Source organism: Lamprobacter sp., assembly GCF_034860625.1.
GTDB lineage: Bacteria > Pseudomonadota > Gammaproteobacteria > Chromatiales > Chromatiaceae > Lamprobacter.
In genome coordinates this window covers 1-26037 of the sequence record NZ_JAYESN010000028.1, presented here as the reverse complement: position 1 = coordinate 26037, position 26037 = coordinate 1, and the positions used below count along the sequence as shown (strand labels likewise).

The window sequence follows — 26037 nt, the reverse complement described above, 5'->3', positions numbered from 1 at the left end:
TTGAATGGTGCATGGCGCCAAGGCCCAGGGATGGGCCATGTTGAGCGCTGCAAATTATGTCCCTAGACGCGGTCTAGCTTCCCCCGACAACCTCAGGGTGCCAAAACCGCAACGCTCGGAGGAGCACCCATGATCCGCCAACGAACACTGAAGAATGTGATTCGTGCGACCGGCGTCGGTTTGCATACCGGCGAGAAGGTCTACCTGACGCTTCGACCAGCAGCCGCCGACACCGGCATCGTCTTCCGTCGAACCGATCTCGACCCTGTGGTCGACATCCACGCCAATCCGCTCAACGTCGGCGATACCCGGCTTTCGACAACCCTGACCAATGGCGATGTTCGCGTCTCAACGGTCGAGCATCTGCTCTCGGCCTTCGCCGGACTGGGCATCGATAACGCCTTTGTCGATCTCAGCGCAGCCGAAGTCCCGATCATGGACGGGAGCGCCGCGCCATTCGTGTTCCTTCTGCAATCCGCTGGGATCGAGGAGCAGAACCGTCCGCGTCGCTTTATCGCCATCAAGAAGCCGGTCATCGTCGAAGACGGCGATAAATATGCACGCTTTGACCCGCTCAACGGGTTTAAGGTCGAATTTTCGATCGACTTCGATCACCCCGCCTTCGCCTCAAGGCTGCAGAGTGCCACCATCGACTTTTCGACCACCTCATTCGTCAAGGAGGTGAGTCGCGCCCGTACTTTTGGCTTCCTGCGCGACATCGAAGCTTTACAACAGCAAGACTTGGCGCTTGGCGGCAGTCTCGACAATGCAGTCGTGGTGGACGATTTCCGCGTCCTGAATGAAGGCGGACTGCGCTACGAGGACGAGTTCGTCAAGCACAAGATCCTTGATGCGATCGGTGATCTTTACCTGCTTGGCCATCCGCTCATCGGCGCCTTCCGCGGCCATAAGTCAGGCCATGCGTTGAACAACCGACTCTTGCGAACACTGCTCGCCGACCAATCGGCTTGGGAAGAAGTCACCTTTGACGATCATGTTGAGGTCCCCATTCGCTACGGCGCACCGGTGGCCGCAAGCCTTTAGTGGGCCGCTTTAGACGCCAAAACCTGAGATTCTGAGCGAGCTAGCCGGATGATATGCCCAGCGTTCGAGCGAGGCGCGCGAGCGCCTGTGATAGCGCCGACTGGCCAGCATCATCCAAATGCCCGTTCTCATTACCAGGCTCCTGGTTGCCAGACTTCTGGTTGCCAGGCTCTTGGGTGGCACCCAGGCGCCCCGACTCGGGGCGTGACAACTGCGCCATGGAGTCGTGCGCAGGCGGAAGGACACGCACCTTACAGGTCTTCACCTCGGTCTCGACCGCGGCAAGACCGGTGATCCAATCAGAACCGATCAGCTCAGGGCAGAGAAACCGAAATCGGTCGACCCAAACGGGGGAATCAACAAAGAGGGTGAGCTCACCCGCTGAGACTGCAGCCTGGCAACAGTGCTTGGCTAGGTCAGCCGGCAGCCATCGCCGCAGCTTGCTCAGTAACTGCTCGCGCCGCTCGATCTCATCGAGCAACGCAGCAATGGGCTCGCTCGCACGAAGATGACGACGAATATGCGCTGTGGGCTTGTCCATTCATCGAGCCTCAGCGTTTTCGATCACGATGTCCAACCTTTGATTGAGGCGAATGAATCAACCCCGCCTTGCGCAACGGCACAGCAGCGGTGCACTGAGCCAAGGCGAGACCAGATTGCTGACGTCGACTGACCCGTACCAGCGGCGGCCGCAAATGATATCAACTGCTCGGAGAAACGATGCAACGGCTCAACGACAGTGACTCCCAACGCGGCTACAGCTCCGTAGCCCTACTCGCCAGCATGACGGTCGCCATCATGGCCGGCACCGCTGGATTCTGGATCGGCCAGCAGCGTCTTTCAGATCAGACGCAGACTGAACTTTCAACCGTCCTCTCCCATGTTAAGGCACGGCATCTCCCAGGCGCCGAAGCCGCTGAAGACGCCAATGCAGAACTCGACAGTATCGCGATCCGGGTCGGCCAGTTGCAGGCCGAAATCATTCGGATCAACGCCCTAGGCCAGCGTCTTGTCGAGATGTCGGGGCTTGATGCCGACGAATTCAACTTCCTGCAGCCAGCCCCCTCTGGCGGCGGCCCCGAAAAGGTCAGTCTGCGCGAGAACAAGGTCGACGAGGTGGCCCAAGACCTCGCCAAGGTGCTCGCCGAGATCAGCGACCGTAAACGCAAACTGGGCTTGCTCGAAACCTTGATCATGGAGCGAGAGCTCAAAAGCCACTCGGTCCCTGATGGCTGGCCATTGGCTACGGGAGGCGTTGTCACCTCAACCTTCGGCATGCGTCGCCATCCGATCAGCGGTCGGCGCAGCATGCACAAAGGCATCGATATCTCTGGCAAGCACGGCTCCGATATCCTTGCCATGGCCGATGGGCTGGTGATTTTCTCAGGGCGCAAGACGGGCTACGGCAAGATCGTCGAGATTCGGCATCCGGACGGGCTCGAGACGCGCTATGCGCACAATTCTCGGAATCTCGTCAGCGAAGGCGACTTAGTGACCAAAGGCCAGGTGATCGCCAAGCTTGGATCGACTGGTCGCTCAACGGGCCCCCACGTTCACTTTGAGGTACGCCGCAATGGTGAGGCACTGGACCCGATGCGGTTTCTCGACCTAAGCGAGCGCTCAAGGCTCGCCCGCCTTTAAGGCCAATCCATCCTGGGCCTCTATTGATGCTGAGCCCATGCTGAGCCCAGCCTGGGCTTGAGCTGACACCACCGATCAGCGTTGTAACCGCCGGCACAGCCTAAGATCCATCCGCCAACTGAGAGCCGGTCTCGATGACGCCGGGTGCCTTTGCAAAGGCCCCGGCGTCTTTCATTCAGCAGCCACCCGCTGAGCCGATCTGCGCTCTTGGCTCGACTCCGGTATCATTCCGAGCAAATTTTTGCCCACCACTACAGAGCCCTAATCATGGCCCTACGCCTTTTCCGAAAGGTCTTCGGCAGCCGTAATGAGCGTTTGGTCAAACGGTTGTTGAAGTCTACTGAGCAGATCAACGCAACCGAAGACAGCGTCTCCGCGCTCTCCGATGAAGCACTGAGAGCCCAGACCGACCTCTTTCGCGAGCGGCTAGCCGAGGGCGCCACCCTCGATGACCTTCTACCCGAGGCCTTTGCCGTCGTGCGCGAGGCCGGCAAGCGGGTACTCGGCATGCGCCACTTCGATGTGCAGCTGGTCGGTGGCATGGTGCTGCACAACGGCAAGATCGCCGAGATGCGTACCGGTGAGGGCAAGACCCTGGTCGCCACCCTCGCCGCCTACCTCAACGCATTGCCGGCGAAAGGCGTGCATATCGTCACCGTCAACGACTACCTGGCGCGACGCGATGCGGCCTGGATGGGGCAGATCTATCACGCCCTCGGCCTGAGCGTCGGCGTCATCAACAGCTCCGGCGGCATGGGGCCGGATAACGCGTCGTTCTTGTTCGATCCCGCCTATGAGCCGGCGGAGCAAGACGGCTATCGGCACCTGCGCCGGGCGACCCGGCGCGAGACCTATCACGCCGACATCACCTACGGCACCAACAACGAGTTCGGCTTCGACTATCTGCGCGACAACATGGCGTTTACGCCCGAGCAGCGGGTGCAACGCGATCCCTACTACGCGATCGTCGACGAGGTCGACTCGATCCTGATCGATGAGGCACGCACCCCGCTGATCATCTCGGGTCCCTCCGAAGGCAACACCGATCTCTACACCAAGATCGATACGATCATCCCGAGCCTGATCCGCCAGGAGCCGATCAAGAACGAGGAAGGCCAACCGGATTTCGGCCCCGGCGACTACTCGGTCGATGAGAAGGCGCGGCAGGTCTACCTGAGCGAAGAAGGCCACGAGAAGGTCGAGCAACAGCTCACCGAGATGGGCCTGCTCGGCGAAGACGAGAGCCTCTACGACGCTGGCAACATCGTGCTCATGCACCATGTCTACGCCGCGCTGCGCGCCCATGCGCTGTTCCAGAAGAACGTCGACTACATCGTCCGCGATGGCCAGATCATCATCGTCGACGAATTCACCGGCCGCACCATGCCGGGACGGCGCTGGTCCGAGGGGCTGCATCAGGCGGTGGAGGCCAAGGAAGGGGTGGCGATCCAGCAAGAAAACCAGACGCTGGCCTCGATCACCTTCCAGAACCTGTTCCGGCTCTATCCGAAGCTGGCCGGCATGACCGGCACCGCCGACACCGAGGCGTTCGAGTTCCAGAGCATCTATGGGCTCGAGGTCACGGTGATCCCGACCAACCAGCCGATGGTCCGCGACGACCGCGGCGATCTGGTCTATCTGACCCAGGAAGAAAAATACGCCGCGATCATCGAAGACATCCGGGATTGCGTCGAGCGCGGGCAGCCGGTGTTGGTGGGCACGGCCTCGATCGAGACCTCCGAGCTGGTCTCGCAGAAGCTCAAGGCAGCGAAGATCAGCCATGAGGTACTGAACGCCAAGCAGCACGAGCGCGAGGCCGGCATCATCGCCCGTGCGGGTGAACCTCGGGCGGTCACCATCGCCACCAATATGGCCGGGCGCGGTACCGACATCGTGCTCGGCGGCAACCTCGAGGCCGAGCTGGAAAAAGCCGGGAACGAACCGGAGCGCGGGCGCATCAAGGCGGACTGGAACAAGCGTCATGCACAGGTCATCAAGTCCGGTGGCCTGCATGTAATCGGCACCGAGCGCCATGAATCCCGTCGCATCGACAACCAGCTGCGCGGTCGCGCGGGGCGTCAGGGTGACCCGGGCTCGAGCCGCTTCTATCTGTCGCTGCAAGACAACCTGATGCGCATCTTTGCCTCCGAGCGCGTCGCCAACATGATGCAACGCCTCGGCATGCAAGAGGGCGAGGCGATCGAGCATCCTTGGGTGACCAAGGCGATCGAGAACGCCCAGCGTAAGGTCGAAGGGCGCAACTTCGATATCCGCAAGCAGTTGCTCGACTATGACGACGTTGCCAACGATCAGCGCAAGGTGATCTACCAGCAACGCCGCGAGCTGATGGACGGTGACGACGTCTCCGAGACCGTCGCCGCCATGCGCCAGGACGTGCTCAATGAGCTGATCAGCCTGTACATCCCACCGCAGAGCCTGGAGGAGCAATGGGATGTGCCGGGGCTGACCGCCGCCCTGCAAGACGCCTATGGCGGCGACTGGCCGATCCAGCACTGGCTGGATGAAGACCACGACCTGCACGAGGAAACGCTGCGCAAGCGCATCGCCGATGAGCTTGCCGCGCAGGCGACGGAGAAGGAGAAGCTGATCGGGCCGGCGAATATGCGCCAGATCGAGAAGGCGGTGATGCTCCAGACCCTGGATACGCAATGGAAAGACCATCTGGCCCAGATGGACTATCTGCGCCAAGGCATCCATCTGCGCGGCTATGCGCAGAAGAACCCGAAGCAGGAGTACAAGCGCGAGGCCTTCGAGATGTTCTCGGCGATGCTCTCGAGCATCAAGCAGGACGTGGTGAAGACGCTCGCCCGGATGCAACTGCAGGTGCCCGACGAGATCCTGCCGCAAGGGCCGAGCCCGTCGTCGTTTCAGTTCAAGCACGAGGCCTTCGAGGGCCTCCCCTCCTCCGCCAAGCAGGCGCCAGACGCAGCGGGCGGCCAGGCTGGTGCTGGCGGTGCAGCGTCCACCTCAGACGAGGATGCACATCAGCCCTTCGTCCGTGACGGTCGCAAGGTCGGCCGTAATGAGCCCTGTCCCTGCGGCTCGGGCAAGAAGTTCAAGCAGTGCCATGGCCGTGTCTCTTAACCTGCAGCGGCGAGCAGTGACCAGACCATGGACCAGAGCATGGACCAGACGATGACCCTTGATGCAACCAGCACCCTGAAACAAGCGCCTCATCGTCCGGAGCAGCCAGGCAGGATGAACGTGACTGGCGTTCGCCTTGCCGCGGTGCCTGCGGCCATCCGCTATCGCGATCGCGACGACCTGGTCTTGATTGAGTTAGCGGAGGGCACAGCATGCGCTGCTACCTTCACCCGCAACGCGTTCTGTGCCGCGCCGGTGACCGTGGCGCGCGAGCATCTCACCGCCGAGGCGCCGCGATGGCTATTGATCAACGCTGGCAACGCCAATGCCGGCACCGGTGCCCGCGGACTTGAGGACGCACGCGCCTGCTGCCGTGCCTTGTCGGTGCTGACAAGCATCAATCCGGCACAGGTGCTGCCTTTCTCAACCGGCGTCATCGGCGAATACCTGCCGGTCGAGCGACTCACGGCCGCATTGCCCCAGGCCCTTGCGGCGCTGGATGAGAACGGCTGGGATGCCGCCGCCCGCGCGATCATGACCACGGATACCCGCCCCAAGATCGCCACTCGACAGCTGATGCTCGGCGGCCAGCAAGTGACCCTCACCGGCATCGCCAAGGGCGCTGGCATGATTCGGCCGGATATGGCGACCATGCTCGCCTTTATCGCGACCGATGCCGCCGTCACCCCAGCCTGCCTTCAACGCTGCCTGACCCAAGCCGTCGATGGCTCTTTCAACGCCATCAGCATTGATGGCGATACCTCGACCAACGACGCCTGTGTGCTGGCCGCAACCGGTGCCGCCGGCAATCCACCGCTCGATGACCCAAGCTCGACGGATCGCGAGACGACCGACCTTGAGACGACAGAGCTCAAGGCCTTTCAGCAGGCGCTCAATTCGCTCTGTGACGAGCTCGCCCGCGCGATCGTCCGTGACGGCGAGGGGGCAACCAAGCTGGTCAGCATCGAGATCGGCGAGGCGCGCACGGCGACCGAGGCACGCCAGGTCGCCGACACCATCGCCCATTCGCCGTTGGTCAAGACCGCCCTCTTTGCCTCTGATCCCAATTGGGGACGCATCCTCGCCGCGGTCGGACGCGCTGGGCTTGAGGACCTCGACATCGACAAGGTGCGCATCCGGCTCGACGATGTGCTCATCGTTTCAGGCGGCGGTCGCGATCCGGGCTACCAGGAGCAGGCTGGACAGGCTGTGATGGCCAAGGATAGCTTCAGCATCGGGGTCGATCTCGGCCGCGGCAGGAGCAGCGCTCGACTCCTGACCTGCGACCTCTCTTATGACTACGTCCGCATCAACGCCGAGTACCGAACCTAGCTAGCCAGCTAGCCGATCGGATCATGCCGACGAGCCGCGCTGATGCCTCGCCGCAGCAGCTTGAATCAAGCAACAGCAATTGACCGCTAGCGACGCAACGCATCAAAGATGAGCCAGAGAAGTGGGACGCTCGCCGACCCCAAACTGATCCATGTCGCCGCTGGCGTCATCAGTGACGCCCAAGGCCGTGTGCTGATCGCCAAACGACCCATCGGCACGCATCAGGGCGGTCTCTGGGAGTTCCCGGGTGGCAAGCTCGAGCCTGGCGAGCCAGCCGAGCAGGGACTGGCCCGCGAGCTCGATGAGGAGCTTGGCATTCAGGTCAGGGCCTCAAGGCCGCTGATCCGTCTACGCCATGACTATGGCGACCGGCTGGTACTGCTCGACATTCATCGGGTACTCAGCTATCAGGGTCATCCACAGGGGCGCGAGGGCCAGGCACTGGATTGGCTGCTGCCGGCGGACATGCAGCCTGAGTATTTTCCGGCGGCTGACCGGCCTGTCATCAGCGCACTCCGCTTGCCGAGCCGGTACCTGATCACCGGTCCTGATCCGCGCCAGCCTGATGCCTTCCTCGCCCGGCTCAGCGATGTGCTCGACCGCTCCCAGCTGCGCATTCTCCAGCTGCGGGCACCCGGACTCGCTGCCAGTGAATACGCAGTGCTCGCGCGGCGCTGTGCCGAAGTCTGCCAAGAGGCCAAGGTTCAGCTTGTACTCAACTGCGATCTGGAGCTCGCCAACACATTGCCTGGCGACGGGCTGCATCTCACCGAGGCACGGCTAGTAGGATTGGCCGAACGCCCACGGCTCAGCAAGCCGTTGCTCGGTGCCTCATGCCATCGTGCCGAGGCTCTCGCCAAGGCGTCCGCACTTGGTTTGGACTACGCCTTGCTTTCACCCGTACAACGCACAGGAAGCCATCCAGAGGCAACGCCACTCGGCTGGCGGAGCTTCGCCCAACTCGTGGATCAGGCCAGCCTACCCGTCTACGCGCTGGGTGGGGTCGATGACAGCGATCTCGAGATCGCCATCCAGCATGGTGCCCAAGGAATCGCGGCCATCAGCGGTTTCTGGTTAGGCTCAGCCTAGACGGAGGCGATGTTCAGAAACGCTTTATCAGAAGCGCATCTGCGCAAGCAGGACTAGAGCATCCGCACAAGCAAGACTCAGAAGGGAACCAACCCCAACAGGGCGAGGACAAGCAAGGCCAGCAAGCCGACCATCTGCATCAACAGATCAAAACGCCGGTGACGGCGATGCAATCCTTTGATGCGCTCATCAAGACGGCTGGATGCAGCGAGCTGGGGCTCGATGAAGACGCGGCGATGGTCAAGCTCAACGGCGTCGGCTGCGGCCACAGCCGTTTCAAGATCTACCCTATAGGTCCGCGGCTCTAGGCTGTTGAGGTGTCGGCGCAGGCCCTCGTGCAGGTGCATGAACGCGGTATCGACATCCTCAAAGCGGGCGGCAAACCTCAAACCCGACCGATCGAGCTGAGGAGCGCCGTCCGCCGTACTCAGAGTGACAAGGCCCGGTAGATCCGGTTGCGTCTCGAGCAGCAGATAACCTTTTCGCATCGTTTTTTGCCTCGCCGTTAAAGTGAGAGCCTCGATGCCTGTTGTGATGTGCTCGTCTAGCCGCAGACTTGACTCTCAGCTCAAGCCACTTCGGCCTCCAGCTCCCAGTTGCATTGATCGATCAGCTCACGCGTCTCCCGCTTGAGCGGCGAACGCTGCTCGGGGAGGAATTCACGGCCCCGGGACCAGGCCTGCTCCGCCCTCTCAGCCTCAAACTGCAGCCCTTGACGGCGAAGATGCCATAGGGTGTGGGTCTGTTTCGGTGTCATCATTCATGCCTCTACGCAACAAACCACTTGGATAACAACAGAGTGGCCTGCAAAATCACGATAGTCCGCGATCACGTCCGTTGATCGCCAGCCGCAGTAACCATCCACAACATGCGTGATATACACGACAAGTCACGTCACCCTCGCCTCACAGCATAGCGCAGTTGCGACAGTTCTCAATGCATCGTTTCCATGTCGCTTCTTGTGGACACTTGCGTCTGCAGCCGATGACCCGTGAAATGCTCGTAATGCTGCGCTGCGTCAGTCGATCTAGTGCTCAAGACTTCCACAACGGCAGGATCGCCACTATGTTGCGAATGCGAAAGCTGTCTCTATCAGCTGATGTCTCTTCACTGGCGAGCAGCCCTCAATAGGCCGCGTTCGATGGATCAAGCCGTATCAACACCGATAACGCTAGCGCAGTTAGCTGCCGGATCATCCGCCGTGATCACGCAGATCGCGGGCGGCCATGAGCTACATCGAAAATTACGTGGCCTCGGCATCCGCGTCGGCACCCAGGTACGTGTCGAACACCGCCGGGGATCTGGACTCGTGGTCTCGGTCGGCAACAGCCGGATCGCCCTAGGCGGCGGGATCGGCGAAAAGCTGCTCATCGCGCCAGCAGCCCCCCAAGCGCGCGCCGCACCTCGGGCAACTCCCTAGCAAGCCCCTAACAACTCGCGGGCCCCTAGCACCCCAAGACACTAAGACACTGTCCACCAACTTCTTCCCGATTTGCCGGTCTCTGTCGAGAGACCATCGAGATGATCATCGGGAAATCGAACAAGGACAGCCACGAAGCTTCGCACAGAGTCGTACCGCGATGAATCGCACCCCCAAAGAGTCCAGCACCCCATTAGGGGCCAAGGCGCCGCTCACCATGGCGCTTGCCGGCAACCCGAACTGCGGCAAATCCGCGCTATTCAATGCCCTGACGGGGATTCGCCAAACCACGGGTAACTGGCCTGGAGTCACCGTTGAGCGCCGCGAGGGCCGCAGCGAGCTTGACGGGCGGCCGCTGCGCGTGATCGATCTGCCGGGGATCTACTCGCTGGATGCCGATTCCCTCGACGAGCGGGTGACGCGCGACTACCTGCTGAGTCGCGAGGCCGATCTCGTCGTGAACGTTGTCGATGCCTCCAATCTTGAACGTCATCTCTATCTGACCCTGCAGTTGCTCGAGCTTGACGTACCAATCGTGCTGGCACTGAACATGATGGATGTTGCCCGCAAGCGTGGCATCGAGATCGATACCGACAGTTTATCCGAGAGGCTCGGTTGTCCGGTGGTACCCGTGGTTGCGATCTCCAAGGAGGGCATCACCGAGCTGAGTGCACGCGCGCTCGCGGTGGCAGGCGGCCAGGAGAGTGGAGGCTATGCGTTAGGCCATGATGAGGTCGTGGAGCAGGCCATCACCGAGCTGTTGCCAGGATTGAACAGCGGTTCGGAGCGCAACGACCGCTGGCTGGCCTTGAAGCTGATCGAGGGCGACCACCAGGTTCTCACCGAGCCTGATCCCCAGCTTGAGGCAAGGGTTCAGCATTGGCGGCAGGCGATCGCCGCGCGGACCGGCGAGGACGCCGATATCCAGATCGCCGACACCCGCTTCGCCCATGCCCATGCATTGGCGAAAATGGCACAACGCCAACGCGGCGCAGCCGTCGGTCACCTCTCCGATGCCATCGATCGTGTCGTCCTCAGCCGCCTCTGGGGCATCCCGCTGTTTCTGGCGATGATGTACCTGATGTTCGTCTTCACCATCAACATCGGCGGCGCCTTCATCGATTTTTTTGATGCTGTCGCGACGGCTTTGTTCGTCGATGGACTTGGCACAGTACTCAGCAACCTCGGCGCACCGAACTGGACCCGGCTCGTCCTCGCCGATGGCGTGGGCGCTGGCCTGGCTGTCGTCGCCACCTTCATCCCGGTCATCGCCAGCCTCTACATCTTCCTCTCTGCACTCGAAGATTCGGGCTACATGGCGCGCGCGGCCTTCGTTATGGACCGTTTCATGCGCTCCATCGGACTCCCCGGCAAGGCCTTTGTCCCACTGATCGTGGGTTTCGGCTGCAATGTCCCGGCCGTCATGGCCACGCGCACACTCGAGAACGAACGTGAGCGCAAGCTGGCCATTCTGATGAACCCGTTCATGTCCTGCGGTGCCCGGCTGCCCGTCTATGTGCTCTTCGCAGCAGCCTTCTTTCCGCATTCTGGCCAAAATATCGTCTTCGCGCTCTATCTCACCGGCATCGCCATCGCACTGCTCACCGGCCTGGTGATGAAACGGACCCTGCTCGCCGGCTCCAGTACCGGCTTCATGATGGAGCTGCCGCCTTATCACATGCCCAGACTGCGCGGCGTGCTCCTGCGCACCTGGGATCGGGTACGGCTCTTCCTGCGCGAGGCCGGGCGGGTCATCATCGTCATGGTGCTGATCCTGAACATGCTCAGTTCGATCGGCACCGATGGCAAACTGGATCAGAGCAATAGCGATGCCTCGATCCTCGCCGCTGCCAGCCGCCTAGCCACCCCCTTGTTCGCGCCCATGGGCATCGGCGAAGACAATTGGCCCGCTGTGCTTGGGATCGTCTCCGGCGTGCTCGCCAAGGAGGTGATCGTCGGCACACTGGACAGTCTCTACAGCCGGCTTGCGGTGGAGGCGGCGCCTGAGGAGACAGCGCCACCCTTCGAGCTGAGCTCGGCGCTCATCGCCGCAGCCGCGACCATCCCTGCCAATCTCGCCGAGGTTGGCCGCAGCCTGGCCGATCCACTCGGCTTACAGATCGGCGAGGAGCTCGATCCTGACGCCATCGCCGCCGAGCAAGCGATCACGTCCGGCACCTTTGGCGCGATGGCAGCGCGCTTCGACGGCCAAGCCGGCGCTTTCGCCTATCTGCTGTTCGTGCTGCTGTACTTCCCCTGCGTCGCCACCATCGGCGCGATCGTGCGCGAGGCTGGTGCGCCCTGGGCCAGTTTTGTCGCTGTTTGGACCACCGGCATCGCCTTTATCACCGCCACCCTGTTCTACCAAAGCGCGACCTTTGAGCGGCATCCCTTGTCATCCAGCCTCTGGATCGGCGCCCTCCTGTTGCTGCTGATCCTAGTCTTCACGGGGCTGCGCCTCTGGGGCAAGCGGGGACGGCAGATGGCGCTGGCCACCGCCAGCAGCCGCGCCTGATGTTGACAAGGGCACGCGATCTGGTGCGCCAGCAGGGCGTGATCTCAGTGCAGGAGGTGGCACTGAATCTGGCTGTGCCCACCGATGTTGCGCGGGCGCTGTTGCAGAAGTGGGTCGATAAAGGACGCATCGCACAGCTTCCAACCCCGACAGCCTGCACCGGCTGCATGCTCTGCGACCCCGCGCCGCGCGAACTCTACCACTGGCAGGCAACCGCTGAAGAGGATGCCGACAGTGCTTCTGGCGCTGATCAGTCTGAGGTTGGTCGCAGCACCAGGGTACCAAGCCGTTGCCCAGCGGCTAGACCGCCCCAGGGCCAGGGGTGAGCGCATCCGTTGAGCCAGTCGTCGAGCGGAACGGCGCGATAGCCTGAAAAGCTCGCCAAGGGTCTCTGCCTGGATACTGGGAAGCGCGAGCGTCCCCTGGTCGCTCGGGCGACATCGCTGCATCCATTATCCTAAAAAGAGCATTTCAACCGCAGATGACGCAGATTAACGCAGAGATTTCAATACCTTGCTGCCGTTCATTGCTTCAGCTGTTGGGTGGCCTTGTTAAACCCGCCAAGACCTTGTTTTATATTATTTTAATCTGTGCAAATCTGCGTCATCTGCGGTTTATCGGATTATTGGCGCAAGGCCTCAACCGCATGCGCAGTCACAGGCGGCGCATCATTACCCCAATTCGCCCGGAGATAGCTTGCCAGGATCGCGATCTGCTCGTCGGTCAACACCGAGCCAAACGAGGGCATCACCACATGCCGCGAAAAGGCTTCCGAGGGATCGGAGGGGGCGCCTAGCAGCAGGGTCTTGATCAGATCGTTTGGTCGCTCATCATTGACCACCGGATTACCCCTCAACGCAGGAAAGTAGGGCTGAAGCCCCTGGCCATGATCCTGGTGGCAAGCGCTACAGTTCTTGACATAGAGTTCGCGACCTTGCTCATAGGCCGCTTCCGTCAGCACCTCCGGTCTCTTGGGCCGATGGTTGAGCTCGGTGTTAGGCGGGAGATCCTTTAGGTAAACCGCAATTGCTCGCAGGTCAGACAGGGCGAGTTTCGAGAGGCTGTCGTGCGCTACCTCGGCCATCGGGCCCAGTGCCGCAGTCGCTGGTGCAGCACCCGCATCCGGCTCCGAGGAATCGAGATCAGCTGGCGCCATGCCCGTCTGCAGGAAGACGGCAAGCTCATCGACAGTCCAGCGTCCAAGCCCTTCGCCCAGATCAGAGGTCAGATTCGGCGCATACCAGCCATCAATGATGGCACCGGTCATCGCCTGCGAAGGCTCAGTTGCGCCCGCCATGTTGCGTGGGGTATGACAGGAGCCACAGTGGCCAAGCCCCTCGACCAGATAGGCACCCCGGTTCCACTCCTCGCCGCGGCTCGGGTCAGACGCAAAACGGCCCTTGTCGAAATAAACCTCCTGCCAGCCGAACATCAGGTCGCGCACCGAGAACGGCCAGCGTAGATCGTTCTTGGGCGGTTGATAACTGGACGGCTCGAGCGACATCAGATAGTCCTTGATCGCGAGCAGATCCTCATCCTCTACCTTGGTATAGAAGGGATAGGGCAACGCTGGATAGTAAGGCAGCCCACTCGGGGAGATACCATCCTGCAGCGCGTGCAGGAAGTCCTGGTCGCTGAACGCGCCAATGCCATCGTCCTTTGACGGCGTGATGTTCGGCGTGTAGAGGGTGCCGAAGGGGGTATCGATCCGCAAGCCACCCTCGAAAGGCTTGCCGCCGGGTCGCGTGTGGCAGGCGATGCAATCGCCTGCGGTCGCCATGTACTCACCGTAAACCAAGCGCCCTTGCGGTAGCTCGCTTGGATCTGACGGCGTATCGACCAGCTCATCGCCGGCCACCACAAGGGCACTCGCGCAGAGCAGACTCGTGGTCAAGGTAAGTGAGCGAAAACACATAACCGATCTCTCCGAGGGTGGGATGACCTGACATGGTGAAGCATTCGAGCGATCTGCAAGCTGCAGACGCTAGCCAGGCAAGCAGGTATCATCAAGCAGGTATCATCAAGCAAGCGCTTGCTCAGAAGACATGGGTCCCTTGCGGTGGCGTTGCCCCATGGAAAATATCTCGGTAAGCGCTATAAATCGACAAGACCACGAGCGCTGCAAAGACCAGCATGAGTGGGATCATCAGTAGCATCAAGACCACCATCAGCGATTCCGAGACCGCGGCCAGGAGGGCGCCCAGCATCCCTAACACCAGACTGGCTCCGACCAAGATAAAGACGAGGGCCAAGCCATAGACCACGAAGGGGATCAGGTTCTTCCAGCAGCCGTTGAAGCTCATCCGCATCGCCTCAATCGCCGTCATCCCCTCCAACGCCACCAGCGCTGGAGCAAACCAATACAACATCAATAACGGCACCAGCGTGAGCATCACCACGAGCAAGAACAGTCCAAGCGCCGGTCCCAAGGCAGCAGCGACCACTGCTGGGTCGCTCGAGCTCAGAGCCTCCATAGAGGAGACCGTTAAGACACCGGTCGCCATCGAGATTAGGGCAGCCACCATGACGGCTACGAACAGGCCCAAAAGATAGAGTAAGCCAACCAAGGCCAACTGCCCGCCGTGCGGCGAGAAGCCATCGAAACCAGCGGTCAGCCTCAGCCTACCCTGGCGTTCCTGAGACTGGGCGCCTAGCATCAGCCCACCGGCAAAGATTGGCCCCAGGATCATGGTTGCCAAAGAGCCGATCACTGGCACCAAGCTCAGCGCGAAAGTCACCAGATAGACTAGAGCAACAGCGGCTAGCCACCCCCTGGGTTGAACCTTGAATTGCTGCCAGGCCTGGGTGATCCAATACCAACCATGGCTCGCGGGACGTCTCACCGGGGCGAACCGCCGCTGGCCGCCGTCACCGCCTGCCACACCAGCGGCCGACACCCGATCGCGGGTCTGTTTAGCCAGGGACAGCGGCCCTTGTGGATGTGTTCCAGGCGAGCCAGATGGACCAGCAGCGCCGTCTCCAGCCGCATCGACCGCTGCTCGTTCAGCCGCAGCGACCTGCCCGCCAACATCCGCAACGGCCGCATCCGCCTCCATCGGCTCGATTCGCGATGCCAGTCCGATCTCCGCAAGCACCTCTTGATAGCGCCGCGCGTTGTCAGCGTCGACATCGGTTTTCAGCGCCCGCGCCTGACCCGCCGCGATCAATTCACGGGCCTGGGGCTCGCTCACCTTGAACACAGTGGCGAAATCCCGCACGGCGTTTTCAGGGTCGACCGCGGGGTCAAGGGTTCCGGTAAAGACGACCTTAAAGACCTGCGCCATCAATGCCTCCTCAAGCGGTTAATCGCTTCTTCATCCAGTTCAAGAGGCCCGGCTCCGCCTCCCAGACGTCGCGCATCGCCTCACGATAGAGCCATGCTTGATCTTCGCCGCCGGGGGTAAAGCCAGCGTCATCCAGCACTGGGCGTTTGATACGCTTACGCAACAGGAAGCGCGGAATACGTGGCAACCGATCCACTGCGCGGCTCAGTGCGCGTGCCGCATGCTCTTGATCTCCCAAACGATAGAGCGCAAGCACCTCACCATAGGCCAGATCGGCAAGCAGATCGTCTGGGAATCGGCGCGCAAGCTCCAGCGCCTGCTGATCCGATCGGGCACGGAGATAATGGTTCATCAACTCAGCCCGAGCGCCATGATTATCCTGAGGGTTCAGGGCCAGTAAGCGCTCAACCGCAGCCGTTGCAGCCGTCTCACGGCCTGCTTCAGCTTCGTGAAGATAGGCGCGAAACAGCAGCCTAAGCGCCGGACGGTTGCGCTCCGCACTCCAGGGCAAGGCGCCGACGCCGGTATCGGCAATGGTCGCCTCGATGATCGCAAGCGCACGCTGATAAAGCGGCCCCAGTAGCGTATGCGCGACCCAAGGCAGGCTGCTCTCCGGGTGCTCATAGAGCGCAGTCGCCAGATCATCCAAGATGTCTAGGCTATTCGCCGCCTCGGGCTGCGCGGCGAGAAAGCGCATCCAGCCCTCGCCGTCCCAGAGTGCGCCATCATCGAGCGCCGAGAGCTGGGTCGAGTAGGGTTTAGATGCCGGAAAGACCCGGTGCCATTCGCGCTCGACCGCACGCAAACGGGTATTAGGCAAGAGCGCACCCACCGCGCCGGATGACGCCGCGCCGTCGATCAGGAATTGCTCATCGGGAAACAACGACAGTTGCCGACCGGCCCCCGGCGGCAGCGGATCATCGAGTGTCTCGACCTGATAAGCCAACGGTGGCAGCGCCGAGAGCGACCTGACCCATTGACAAAGCTCAAGTAGCAAGGGGTCCATTGCCGCTGAATGACTCGAGACCAAGGCCTCTTGCGGGTCGATCATGGCCTGCTCGAGAAAGCCGAGAAACCCGGCGTCAGCTTCGCCATTTCGCCTGAGCCGATGGCGCCAAAATTGTGCTCGCGAGCGGGCGCGGGCGTCATCATGGCGCGCTGCGAGCAGGGTGATCTCAAGCAGGGCCGTCGATGGATTATCCGGCCCCTGACGCAAGGCCTGCTCGAAGGCCTCGCCGGCATAGTCGAGCTCGCCCTCATCCATAAACATCATGGTCAACCGTTGCCAGGCGGCAGCCTTGAGCTCACGGCTGCCTTCGTCGGTTACGCGCAGCAAGAAGGCGTGTTTTTTCTTCCAGTGATCCAGCGCGTCAAAGGCATCGCAGAGGATATCGAGCGCGGGCTCATAGCGACCATCGAGCGCGCCGATATCGCCTTTGAACAGAGGCTCCAGCAAGGCTGCCGCACGCCCAGGCCGCTCGTGCTCCAGCCAGCGCTCAGCGACCTTGGCCAAGAGCGTGTCAGGCACCGCGCGGCGGCGCAGCGCCTCTTGCATCGCCTCTTCTGGCAGATCGTCGATCAGCAGATCCCAGATCAGCTCGAGCGGCAGTTCCGGCAAGGGCCCAAGCGGCCCACAGCAATCGCGGTAACGGAGATCAGAGCCACAGAAACAGGGCTCATCATCAGCGGGCGGTGTAAGGACGAGAGGTCGCCAGTCATTGTCCGCGCGCGGGGTCGCGTTCCAGATCGCCACGCCCAGCATGGCGGCTAAACGCTCGGCTTCCCCCTCCACCAGCTCAGACTCGACGCCAAGCTCGATCGGTATATGGGCCCGCGACCAGGCAATATAGCGATCGAGATCGCCATCGCCTGCAATCTGTCGTACCGCATCACGCAATAGCTGTTCCATCCGCTGCGGGTCAGTCGTCTCGCTCTGCATCAGGGCGCCCTCCGGCTGAAATGGTGCCAATTCGGTCCCCTCGTGGCATTGTACCCTGAGCGAGGCGGCGCGTCTCGACGCCCGCAGCCGCCGTCCCGAGCAGCATCCGGCCCCTTGAAACGAGCCCATGACCGACAAGTCCGTCAGAATCTTTGTCTCCTCACCCGCTGACGTCGATCACGAGCGCGCCGCGGTCAAAGACATCGTCGATCAGCTGGCGACTGAGTATCTGCCGTACTTCGAGCTGCGCGCGGTGCTCTGGGAAGAGGAGGCGCTGACGGCGGATCGCACCTTCCAGGCCGGGCTGACCCAGCCCGAGGACTGCGACATTGTCCTCGTCATCCTCTGGACCCGACTCGGCTCGCCGCTGCCGCAAGAGCCCTACCGGGGCATGACCGGCACCGAGTGGGAGTTCGTCAACGCGGTCGAGGCCTCGGCCAAGGCCGGCATCCCCGAGGTGTTGGTGTACAAGAAGACCACGCCGAAGCTGGTCGACATCACCGATGCCGCAGTCGCGCGCGAAGCGGTTGAAGACCGGCGCCGACTGGAAGCATTTTTTCGCCAGCATTTCTTTTTCGACGACAACAGCTTCCGCCGCGCCTTCCGTACCTTCGACAACGCCACGGCGTTCCGCGAGCTGGTGTCGACCCAGCTCCGCAAGCTGCTCAACCGACGCATCAGCGCCGAGCGTCGCGCCACCACCGGGGATCTGCATTGGCAGGGCAGCCCGTTCCGACCTGGCCGACCGTTTGAGAGCACCGACGCGCGCATCTTCACCGGACGCGAGCAAGAGGTTCGCGAGCTGCTGCAGCGCTTAGAGCAGCTCGCGGCTGAAGAGACCAGCCTGCTATTGGTGACGGGCCCGAGCGGCAGCGGCAAGACCTCATTACTGCGCGCCGGCGTGCTGCCCCGGCTGACACGCCCATTTCAATTCGGCGAGATCGCGGCGGTGCGTCCGTGCCTGGTCGACCCCAGCGCCACTGACGCCGGCCCCACCGCGGCGATCGCCGAAGCGCTCTGCGCCCAGCCCGCACTCGCCGAGCCGCTCGCCAACTTCGGCCTTGGCAGCGCCGAGCTCCACCGCCTGCTCATCAGCGACCCGGCGCTGGCCGCGCAGCAGATCAGCAGCGCCCTCAAGGCCAGCTCTCCGGACATGACAACCAGTGGCGGCACTCGGCTGCTGCTGCTGCTCGACCCGCTCGACACCGCACTCGACAGCGCGCCCCTGGAGCAGCTGCAGACCTTCGCCACCACCCTGCAGACGCTGGCCAGCGCGACCGCCATCTGGGTGGTCGCAATGCTGCGCAGCGATGCCCTGCCCGCCCTCGAGCGCCTGCCGGCCTTGCATGCGCTGATCCAACGTCAGGGCTGGAGCGAGATCGGACCGCCATCGGCCGCGCGCATCCGCCAGGTCATCGAGATCCCGGCGCGCATCGCCGGCATCGAGATTGACGCCCACGAGCTTGGCGAGCGCGAACTGGTCGAGCATATCGAGGCCGACGCCAACCGGCTGCGGCACTGGCCGCCGCTGATCCAAGCGGTGTTGGACTCGGGCTATCAGCGCGCCCTGCAGCGACAAACCGCCAACAGCAACAGCGGATTGCGGCTCTCCAGCGCCGACTACCTCGCCGCAGGCGGCATCAGCGGCCATGTGCTTAGGCGTGCAGCCGCAGTCTGGGCCGAGCTTGACCCAGAGACACGCAGCGCCCTGCCGAAGCTCTGCCGAGCGCTGATCAGCCTCGAGGGTGGCGTCACCGGTCGCGCTACCAACCGCTTCGGCAGTCTTGCACTGCTGCGCCAAGATCCAAACTGCGAGCACCTGCTGCAACGTCTGATCGAATCGCGACTGGTCATCGCCGAGGGGCTGCGCGACCCGACCTTAGACAGCCGCTGCGAACCGCCCGACTATCGGCTCCGCTCTGAGCTCGCCGCCATCTGGCGTCAGACCCGAGCGGACTGGCGGCAGCGTCTGCGGCGGCTGCGCCCCGGCCAGCCGAGCCCCGCCCCGAACCCGGACAACAGGAGCCAACCGCGGCTGCAGCAAGCCGACGGCGATAGCAGCGCCGACAGCCATACAAACGCCGACGGCGAGCGGCAGGACTGGCGTCAGTATCGAGCCGTGGTGTCCTTCAGCCATCCCATTTTGCTCAGTCGCTGGGAACCCGTGCACCACTGGCTAGCGGTACCCGCTAATCGGCAGTTACTCGCCCGGCGCTTTCAGCTCGATCGCCAGGCACAGCTCTGGAAACGCACCAACTGCAACAGCGAGTACCTGCTGCGCGACCTCGGCTCCGCAGAAGCCGAGGCCCTGCGTGAGACTTACGCCGATGAGCTGGAGCCGCTCGAGCGCGAGTTCATCGCCCAGTCCCAGGCACATCTTGCCTTCCTGCGCCGACGCAGCCAACTGGTGCGCGCAGTCGGTGTCGTGCTCGCCGCGCTGATGCTGCTTTCGGCGATCTCTGCCGGCCTGGCGTACCGCGCCTATGCCGATGCCCAAGCCAACCTCAGCCGCAGCAAGCTCAACGAGGCCAATCTCTCGATCACCCGCGGCAACACCCCGCAGGCCGTTGACCTGGCGCTAGACGCTGGTACCGACCTGCCCGAGCGCGCGGTGCAGACCCTCGGCGTGGCCTTCAGCAGCAACCGCATGATCGCCATGGCCGCCGCTCCGAACCCGATCCCGGACCAGCCGCGCAGCCCGGCGTTTAGCGAGCAAGGCGCGCACCTCGCCGCCTTCCTGCCCGACGGGTCGGTCACGCTGCTCGAGCTTCAGCAAGGACGTTTTGTCCCAACGCAAGCGCTGGCCGATGCCGAGCTCGGCTTGCATACGCTGGTCTTCGGCCCCGACACCCAGGTCTTCGGCATCGGCAGCGAGGGGGTCTGGCGCCTCCCAGCCAGCGCCGGCGCCGAGCCGGACTATGCCTGCGGCACCCCGCCGGGGCTCAGCTTCGCGCTCGATGACCGTCGTCAACGCCTCGCCTTCAGCCGGAACCCTGATGGCGGCGAAGGCCAGCAGGGCCTCTGTGTGCTCGACCTCAGCCAGCCTGGCCGCATCATCCTCGACAAGGCGCTCGAGGATGGTCCGATTCGCAGCCTCCGCTTTTCACCCGATGGCCAGTCCATCCTTACCGCTGCCAGCATCGGCCGCTCCCGACTCATCGATCTCGACTCTGGCGCCATCACAGTCTCGCTGCCGGCCGCTGGCCCCATCGGCCGGCCATTCGACCGCGCCCTGTTCGATGCCACCGGTGAGCGCATCGCCATCGCGGCTGCCGATGAGCGAATTCGGCTCTACCGCAGCAACGGCGAGCCGATCACCGAACTCTCCTCGGCGCGCATCGGCGGTCGCACTTTTCAGATGCATCGCAGCGCGGTGCGCGATCTCGCCTTCGACCCGTCTGGGGCCTTCCTGGTTGCCGCGGACGACGAGGGACAGATCGTGCGTTGGACACTGAGTAACGATGCCCCCGGCGCGCTGAGCGAGGCGCAGGTCTTCGATCAAGCCGTGGTCTTGACCAGCCATCGTCTCAGCGCCGGAACCCTACGCATCGTCGACCCGCCAGCCGCAGCATCAGGTCAGCTCAACGAAAGCCTGGTGCTCAGCGCATCACTCGATGGCACGGCCAAACTGACTGGCTTGCAGACCGGCAAGCCGATTGCTGTCCTAGGCCATGACGCGGCGATCATCGCCGCTGGATTCCACGCCCAAGGCGAGCGTGTCGCCACCTTCTCCGCACGCGACGAGACGGCTCGCCTATGGCGGATAACACCGGTCTCCCAGGTCGCCTACCGGCTGCAGCATCCAGACCACGTCTGGTCTGTCGATACCTCCATCGCCCCCGCTGCGATCGCCCAGGGCACCGACACCTTGCTGCTTGCCACGGCCGCCTTCGATGGCGGCGTGCGCGTCTGGCGCTATGGTCGCGATGACTCCAGCAGCAGTCCCGAGCCTTGGGCCGCCTTTCTCGATCCAGAGCCGATGCAACCGGCACGCCAAGTTCAGCTCTCGCCTTTGGGAAACCGGCTCGCCTCCGCCCATAACGACGGCACCGCGCGCATTGCCGACCTGATCAAGAAGCGCATCGATTGCAAGCTGCAGGTCACCGATTCCAAGCAGGGCATCGTCTACAACGCGCTGTTCAGCCCCGATGCCAGCTGGGTGCTGACCACGTCGGACGACCCCGCCGCCCCGGTGCGCGCCTTCTCCAGCGAGACCTGCGAGCCGCTGGAGACCGGCAACGGTTTGCAACATGACGAAACACCCATCGAAGCCGCTGACCTGCAGCAGACCAGCACCGGCCAGGGCATCAGCACCCTGATCGCGACCGGGGATGAAAACAGCGTGATGCGCCTTTCCGAGCGCTCGCCATCTGGCCAGTGGCGACATCTTTGCGATGAAGATATCGGCATCGGCGAGATTGGCGATCTCGCGCTAAGCCCCGATGGGAGCTACGTCGCCATCGCCGGCGCGGACGATCGCTCGGCCATCATCAGGCTCGACCTCGCGGCGCTCAAGACCACTGAACAAGGCGCCAAAATCGACTCCAGCTGTGGTCAAGTCCAGTATCTCGACGGTCATGGAGGCCGTGTCTACAGCATCGCCTTCGCCCCCGATGGCAAGCAGGTTGTGACCGCATCGCTCGACAAGACCGCCAGGGTCTGGAGCCCGCAGGGGGAAGCGATCGCCATCCTGGCTGGTCATCAAGACCGCATCTATCGCGCCGACTTCAGCCCCGATGGCCAGTGGATACTGACCGGCTCGCGCGATGGCAGTATTCGGATTTGGAAGCGCCCGAAACAGCGCCAATCGGGGCAGAGCAAGCAGATTCAGACGCTCAGCACCTTTTTGCCCTTGGAGGCTGGAGCTGGCGGCGTCGCCAACGCCGTGTTCAGCCCGGATGGACATTATGTCGCCGGCGCCTACTGGGAGAACGCCGCGATCCTCTGGCGGCTCTGGGCCGAGGACAACCAAACCATCGGCAGCGAGAGCAAGGCCTGGGGGCCGGACCGCTCCCAGCTCGCACTGGTTCAGGAGGCCTATCGATTTCGGCGCGATAACAAGATCGGCGAGCCGGAGGTCAACCTGCTCGAGCAGCGTGAATGATACACAGGTCTTGGCTTGGACTCGGGCTGGCCATTGTGCTGCTCGGACTGATGGCGACGCAGATCGAGCGGCGCGACACCGACATCGCCGTCTACGCCACCGCTGCTGAGCGCGTCTTCATCGACGGCGAAAACCCTTATCCGCGGCGCCCGGGTGATGTGCTGCCCTTCACCTATCCGCCCACTGCGCTGCCGCTGCTGTATCCGATCGCAAGACTCAGCTTAGAACAGCTCGGCTGGCTGATGCTGGGGTTGAACCTGTTGCTGACGGTTATCGTGATGATCGTCATCGTTGGCGACTTGGCGCGCGACGACCCCAGCGGCAAGCTGCGTTTCTGGGGACCGCTCTACATCGCTTGCTTTGGCGGGCTCTACTTGAACCTTCAGTTCGGTCAGGTCAACCTGTTATTGCTCCTGCTGATCTGGGGTTACTGGCGCGCGCTGCGCCAAGACTGCGGAGGTGCGGGGGCAGCCACAGCGGCACCGGCACCTGCATTCGCACGGGCACGGGCAAGCGCAGGTGCAGGTGCAGGTGCAGGTGCAGGTGCCTGGCTCGCGCTCGGCTGCATCGCCAAGCCGCATTATCTGCTGCTCGGCCTCGGCGCTGGACCACTGCCGCGGCTGCGACTTGTCATCGGCGGCCTGCTCGCCGGCAGCTTGCTCATCGGCCTCAGCCTTTGGGTCGCCCCCAGCGGCAGCTGGGTCTCTTGGTGGCAAGAGATCGTCGCCACCACCAGTCTGACCCAGCTGCCGCCCGGTCATAGCTCGATCGCCGCGCCCTGGAACCGCAGCCTGGCCGGCGCCATGGCGCGTTTCCTGGTGCCGAACAAGTTCAGCAGCATCATCGCCGATAATCCAGCCCTCGCTGCGCGTCTCACCAGCACCGCGATACTGATCGTTATCAGCGCCACTGGAACGCTGCTCTGGCGCTCGATGCGGCGCAGCCTGACATCCGATGCGGCATCAGCGGCAATCTCGCCGCACAGACGCCAGAGCAGCGACCAGGGTTCGCAACCGCGTGGCGCGATCGATCACGACCTTGAGCTCGCGCTGATCAGCATCGCGGTCTTCCTGATCTCGCCAGCAAGTTGGACCCATCACCTGGTGCTCTTGCTACCGGCCGCCTTGGTGCTGCTGCGCGACCGGGTCCTGGCGCCCGGTCTCGCACCCAGCAGCCGCTTCGCCGCCGGCTTGGTCCTCGCCGTGCTCGCCCTCACCCTCGACGACCTGATCCCGCGCGAGATCCGGGTCAGCTCGCTCCCGCTAATGACGCTGATGACCGTCGCTGTCATCGCACTCTGGCTACTGCTCGCAGAGCAGCTCTGGCAGCGCAGCGGCCCCAGCTGTCTGCCGAGACCCAACCAACCACTGTCCATCGACACTGAGCATGAGGGCAACGCAGCATGTGGGACCAACGCTTCGACCGCGAAGACTACCTCTACGGCACCGAGCCGAGTCAGTTCCTGGTGGCGCAGCGCGAGCGGCTGCGGCCGGGGCAGCGCGCGCTGGTGGTCGCCGAGGGCGAGGGGCGCAATGCCGTCTACCTCGCTCAACAGGGGCTCCAGGTGACGGCGCTCGACAGCTCCCGGGTGGCCTTGGCCAAAGCGCAACGGCTCGCCGCGGAGCGTGGCGTCGAGGTCGATTTTCGCGACACCGACCTCGCGCACTGGCAGTGGGAGCCCAAGACCTACGATCTGGTCGTAGCCATCTTCATCCAGTTCGCCGATCCCGAGCTGCGGGCTGCCATCTTCGCCGGCATGCAGCAGACCCTGGCACCCGGAGGCCTGCTCCTGCTGCATGGCTTCACGCCGGCTCAGCTTGCCTACGGCACCGGCGGCCCGCCCTGTGCCGAACTGCTCTACACCCCCGAATTGCTGCGCGAGGCCTTTGCCGACATGGAGATCCTGCGGCTCCAGGAATACGAACATGAGCTTCAGGAAGGCAGCGGCCATGCCGGGCAGGCCGCGCTGATCGATTTGGTTGCTCGCCTGCCCGTCGCCGCCGAGCCAAACAGCTTTAGATGACGCTTGACCAACCACTGATCCTGCTGGGTCTCGTCGCTCATCGGCTGAGCGTCGCTCTCCGCAAAGGGATCAGCTTCCTGTAGAAGCCGAAGCATCGCTCTTTTCTCGGAGCTGATTCGCTAGGCCTCCTGGTGCTCTCGCGCCCTCAAGGCGATTCTGGGTCCACGCCAAGCGCACGAAGGCGCTCCGCTAAACGCTCAGCGCGGGTATGCTCGGCATCGGCGCGCATCGCCTCCTGCTCAGCGCGCATCGCCTGCTGCTCGGCGCGCATGGCCGCCTGCTCAGCGCGTTTGGTCTCCTGCTCAGCCCGCGTGGACGCCTCCTCGGCGCGCCGCGCCAACTCCACCGAGGTCAGGAACGGCTGACCACTGGGGTAGAACAGCAACAGCGTCTCGGGCGTGAGCGCGAAACGCACCCCGAGCAGCGGACTGGTCCAACCATGAATATGCGACTGTCGGGCAAGCCTTGGGCGGAAGTCCTGACTGCCCGATGCCGGTTTGGGTGTGGACTCGACGGTGGACGTCTGCTCGAGCGCGGACGTGGGCTGATCACCACCCTGGCGCATCCAGATGCCGAGCGAGTGCCGGTCCGGGTCATAGACGTAGTATTCCTCGACCCCGTAGCGATCATAGTAGTCGAGCTTGCTGGACATCTCCGCGGCGCTGTTGGATGGAGAGAGGATCTCAAAGACGACCTGCGGCGCGATGCCGTCTTCTTCCCATTGGCGATAAGAACCCCGCCGTCCCTTGGGGCGGCCGAAGACGACGAAGACATCCGGCGCGATCGGTCCAGTCTCGCGCCGATCGGGCACCGGATACCAGAGCAGATCGCCAGCGACGAAGACATCAGGATCATCGGCGAACAGGATCTCCAGATTCTCCTTAATCTTCACCAGCCACTGATACTGCTCGGTATTGTCGGCCATCGGCTGACCATCGCTCTCCGGATAGGGATCATCCGGATCGATGTGTGAGAGAGGATTCATCGCACGACTCCGGGGGTGGTTGACGCATGCGCAGCATCATAGAGCAAAAAGGCGGCTCCGAGGGCCTGCCCAAGCCGACTTGTGAAAGCCCGATGTCGCATCACCTGCCAATGAGGCTATGCTCTGCGCCATGGACATCCTCTATCTGCTCGGCCTGGTGGCAACCGCTGCTTTTGCTGCATCAGGCATTCTCGCCGCCATGGGCACCCGCATCGATCTGTTCGGGGCGGTGGTGGTCGCCATCGTCACCGCCCTCGGCGGCGGCACCCTGCGCGATCTGATGCTCGATGCGCCGGTGTTCTGGCTGCATGATCCCGCCTTCATGACCTGCGCGACCCTGACCGGAGTCCTCGCCTTCCTCGGCCGCGCGCATCTGAATGCGCATGGCAATCTGCTCGCCTATCTGGATGCGATGGGCGTGGCGCTGTTCGCCTCCGGCGCCTTCATCAAGAGCACCGAACTGGGGCTGCCGCCGGCGCATGCGCTGGCGATGGGCGTCATCACCGGGATCGGCGGCGGCCTGCTGCGCGACACCCTCACCGGGCGCGAGACGCTG

The 26037-nt window shown here is 63.1% G+C and carries 19 protein-coding genes; 12 read left to right on the top strand and 7 right to left on the bottom strand.

The window, feature by feature from the left end:
- Positions 1–129: 129 nt before the first annotated feature.
- On the top strand, positions 130–1044 hold the full coding sequence (gene lpxC, locus VBE63_RS09655; protein ID WP_323682807.1) for a UDP-3-O-acyl-N-acetylglucosamine deacetylase: 915 nt from the start codon (positions 130–132) through the stop codon (positions 1042–1044).
- A 40-nt stretch (positions 1045–1084) separates the two neighbouring features.
- Here lpxC and VBE63_RS09650 read toward each other — a convergent pair whose 3' ends face one another.
- On the bottom strand, positions 1085–1585 hold the full coding sequence (locus tag VBE63_RS09650; RefSeq protein WP_323682806.1) for a DciA family protein: 501 nt from the start codon (positions 1583–1585) through the stop codon (positions 1085–1087).
- A gap of 179 nt (positions 1586–1764) precedes the next feature.
- Here VBE63_RS09650 and VBE63_RS09645 point away from each other — a divergent pair, with 179 nt between their 5' ends.
- The 4 genes from VBE63_RS09645 (at position 1765) to VBE63_RS09630 (ending at position 8211) form a co-directional block, all read left to right on the top strand.
- Positions 1765–2685: a M23 family metallopeptidase gene (locus tag VBE63_RS09645; protein WP_323682805.1), complete on the top strand. Its 921-nt coding sequence runs from the start codon at positions 1765–1767 to the stop codon at positions 2683–2685.
- 267 nt (positions 2686–2952) lie between these two features.
- Entirely contained in the window at positions 2953–5790 is a 2838-nt protein-coding gene (secA, locus tag VBE63_RS09640) for a preprotein translocase subunit SecA (protein ID WP_323682804.1), read from the top strand.
- A 114-nt stretch (positions 5791–5904) separates the two neighbouring features.
- Positions 5905–7122, top strand: coding sequence for a bifunctional glutamate N-acetyltransferase/amino-acid acetyltransferase ArgJ (gene argJ / locus VBE63_RS09635; protein WP_323682831.1), 1218 nt, complete (start codon positions 5905–5907; stop codon positions 7120–7122).
- Positions 7123–7230: 108 nt separating this feature from the next.
- Positions 7231–8211 (top strand): Nudix family hydrolase, encoded by a 981-nt coding sequence (locus tag VBE63_RS09630; RefSeq protein ID WP_323682803.1) that lies wholly within the window; start codon positions 7231–7233, stop codon positions 8209–8211.
- 77 nt (positions 8212–8288) lie between these two features.
- On the opposite strand, the gene VBE63_RS09625 is transcribed toward VBE63_RS09630, so the two are convergent.
- Both VBE63_RS09625 and VBE63_RS09620 read right to left on the bottom strand, forming a co-directional pair.
- Positions 8289–8699: a hypothetical protein gene (locus tag VBE63_RS09625; RefSeq protein WP_323682802.1), complete on the bottom strand. Its 411-nt coding sequence runs from the start codon at positions 8697–8699 to the stop codon at positions 8289–8291.
- Between the two features lie 80 nt (positions 8700–8779).
- Positions 8780–8971 carry a hypothetical protein gene (locus VBE63_RS09620; RefSeq protein ID WP_323682801.1) on the bottom strand — a complete coding sequence of 64 codons (192 nt, stop codon included), beginning with the start codon at positions 8969–8971 and terminating at the stop codon, positions 8780–8782.
- 339 nt (positions 8972–9310) lie between these two features.
- On the opposite strand from VBE63_RS09620, the gene VBE63_RS09615 reads away from it, so the two are divergent.
- From VBE63_RS09615 to VBE63_RS09605, 3 genes are all read left to right on the top strand, one after another.
- A complete protein-coding gene (locus VBE63_RS09615) occupies positions 9311–9631 on the top strand; it encodes a FeoA family protein (RefSeq protein WP_323682800.1) in 321 nt (106 codons plus the stop codon).
- A 160-nt stretch (positions 9632–9791) separates the two neighbouring features.
- Positions 9792–12146 carry a Fe(2+) transporter permease subunit FeoB gene (feoB, locus tag VBE63_RS09610; protein WP_323682799.1) on the top strand — a complete coding sequence of 785 codons (2355 nt, stop codon included), beginning with the start codon at positions 9792–9794 and terminating at the stop codon, positions 12144–12146.
- Positions 12146–12472: a FeoC-like transcriptional regulator gene (locus VBE63_RS09605; RefSeq protein ID WP_323682798.1), complete on the top strand. Its 327-nt coding sequence runs from the start codon at positions 12146–12148 to the stop codon at positions 12470–12472. Before feoB ends, VBE63_RS09605 begins: the two co-directional genes overlap by 1 nt.
- Before the next feature lie 296 nt (positions 12473–12768).
- Here the strand turns inward: VBE63_RS09605 and VBE63_RS09600 are convergent, their stop codons facing one another.
- The 3 genes from VBE63_RS09600 to VBE63_RS09590 form a co-directional block, all read right to left on the bottom strand.
- Entirely contained in the window at positions 12769–14061 is a 1293-nt protein-coding gene (locus VBE63_RS09600; RefSeq protein WP_323682797.1) for a cytochrome c, read from the bottom strand.
- Positions 14062–14182: 121 nt separating this feature from the next.
- Positions 14183–15430, bottom strand: a complete 1248-nt coding sequence (locus VBE63_RS09595; protein ID WP_323682796.1) for a BPSS1780 family membrane protein — start codon at positions 15428–15430, stop codon at positions 14183–14185.
- A 10-nt stretch (positions 15431–15440) separates the two neighbouring features.
- On the bottom strand, positions 15441–17399 hold the full coding sequence (locus tag VBE63_RS09590) for an SEC-C metal-binding domain-containing protein (protein ID WP_323682795.1): 1959 nt from the start codon (positions 17397–17399) through the stop codon (positions 15441–15443).
- Positions 17400–17496: 97 nt separating this feature from the next.
- Between VBE63_RS09590 and VBE63_RS09585 the strand changes: the two genes are divergently transcribed.
- From VBE63_RS09585 to VBE63_RS09575, 3 genes are read left to right on the top strand one after another with little or no spacing between them, the layout of a single operon-like run.
- The gene (locus VBE63_RS09585) at positions 17497–22473 is read left to right on the top strand and encodes an AAA family ATPase (RefSeq protein WP_323682794.1); all 4977 of its coding nucleotides are present in this window, start codon (positions 17497–17499) and stop codon (positions 22471–22473) included.
- Positions 22470–24041, top strand: coding sequence for a glycosyltransferase family 87 protein (locus VBE63_RS09580; protein WP_323682793.1), 1572 nt, complete (start codon positions 22470–22472; stop codon positions 24039–24041). Before VBE63_RS09585 ends, VBE63_RS09580 begins: the two co-directional genes overlap by 4 nt.
- A complete protein-coding gene (locus VBE63_RS09575) occupies positions 23939–24496 on the top strand; it encodes a class I SAM-dependent methyltransferase (RefSeq protein WP_323682792.1) in 558 nt (185 codons plus the stop codon). Before VBE63_RS09580 ends, VBE63_RS09575 begins: the two co-directional genes overlap by 103 nt.
- 145 nt (positions 24497–24641) lie before the next feature.
- Here VBE63_RS09575 and VBE63_RS09570 read toward each other — a convergent pair whose 3' ends face one another.
- Positions 24642–25481, bottom strand: coding sequence for a Uma2 family endonuclease (locus VBE63_RS09570; RefSeq protein WP_323682791.1), 840 nt, complete (start codon positions 25479–25481; stop codon positions 24642–24644).
- 130 nt (positions 25482–25611) lie between these two features.
- Here VBE63_RS09570 and VBE63_RS09565 point away from each other — a divergent pair.
- On the top strand, positions 25612–26037 hold a 426-nt coding region (locus VBE63_RS09565), incomplete at its 3' end, for a trimeric intracellular cation channel family protein (protein WP_323682790.1).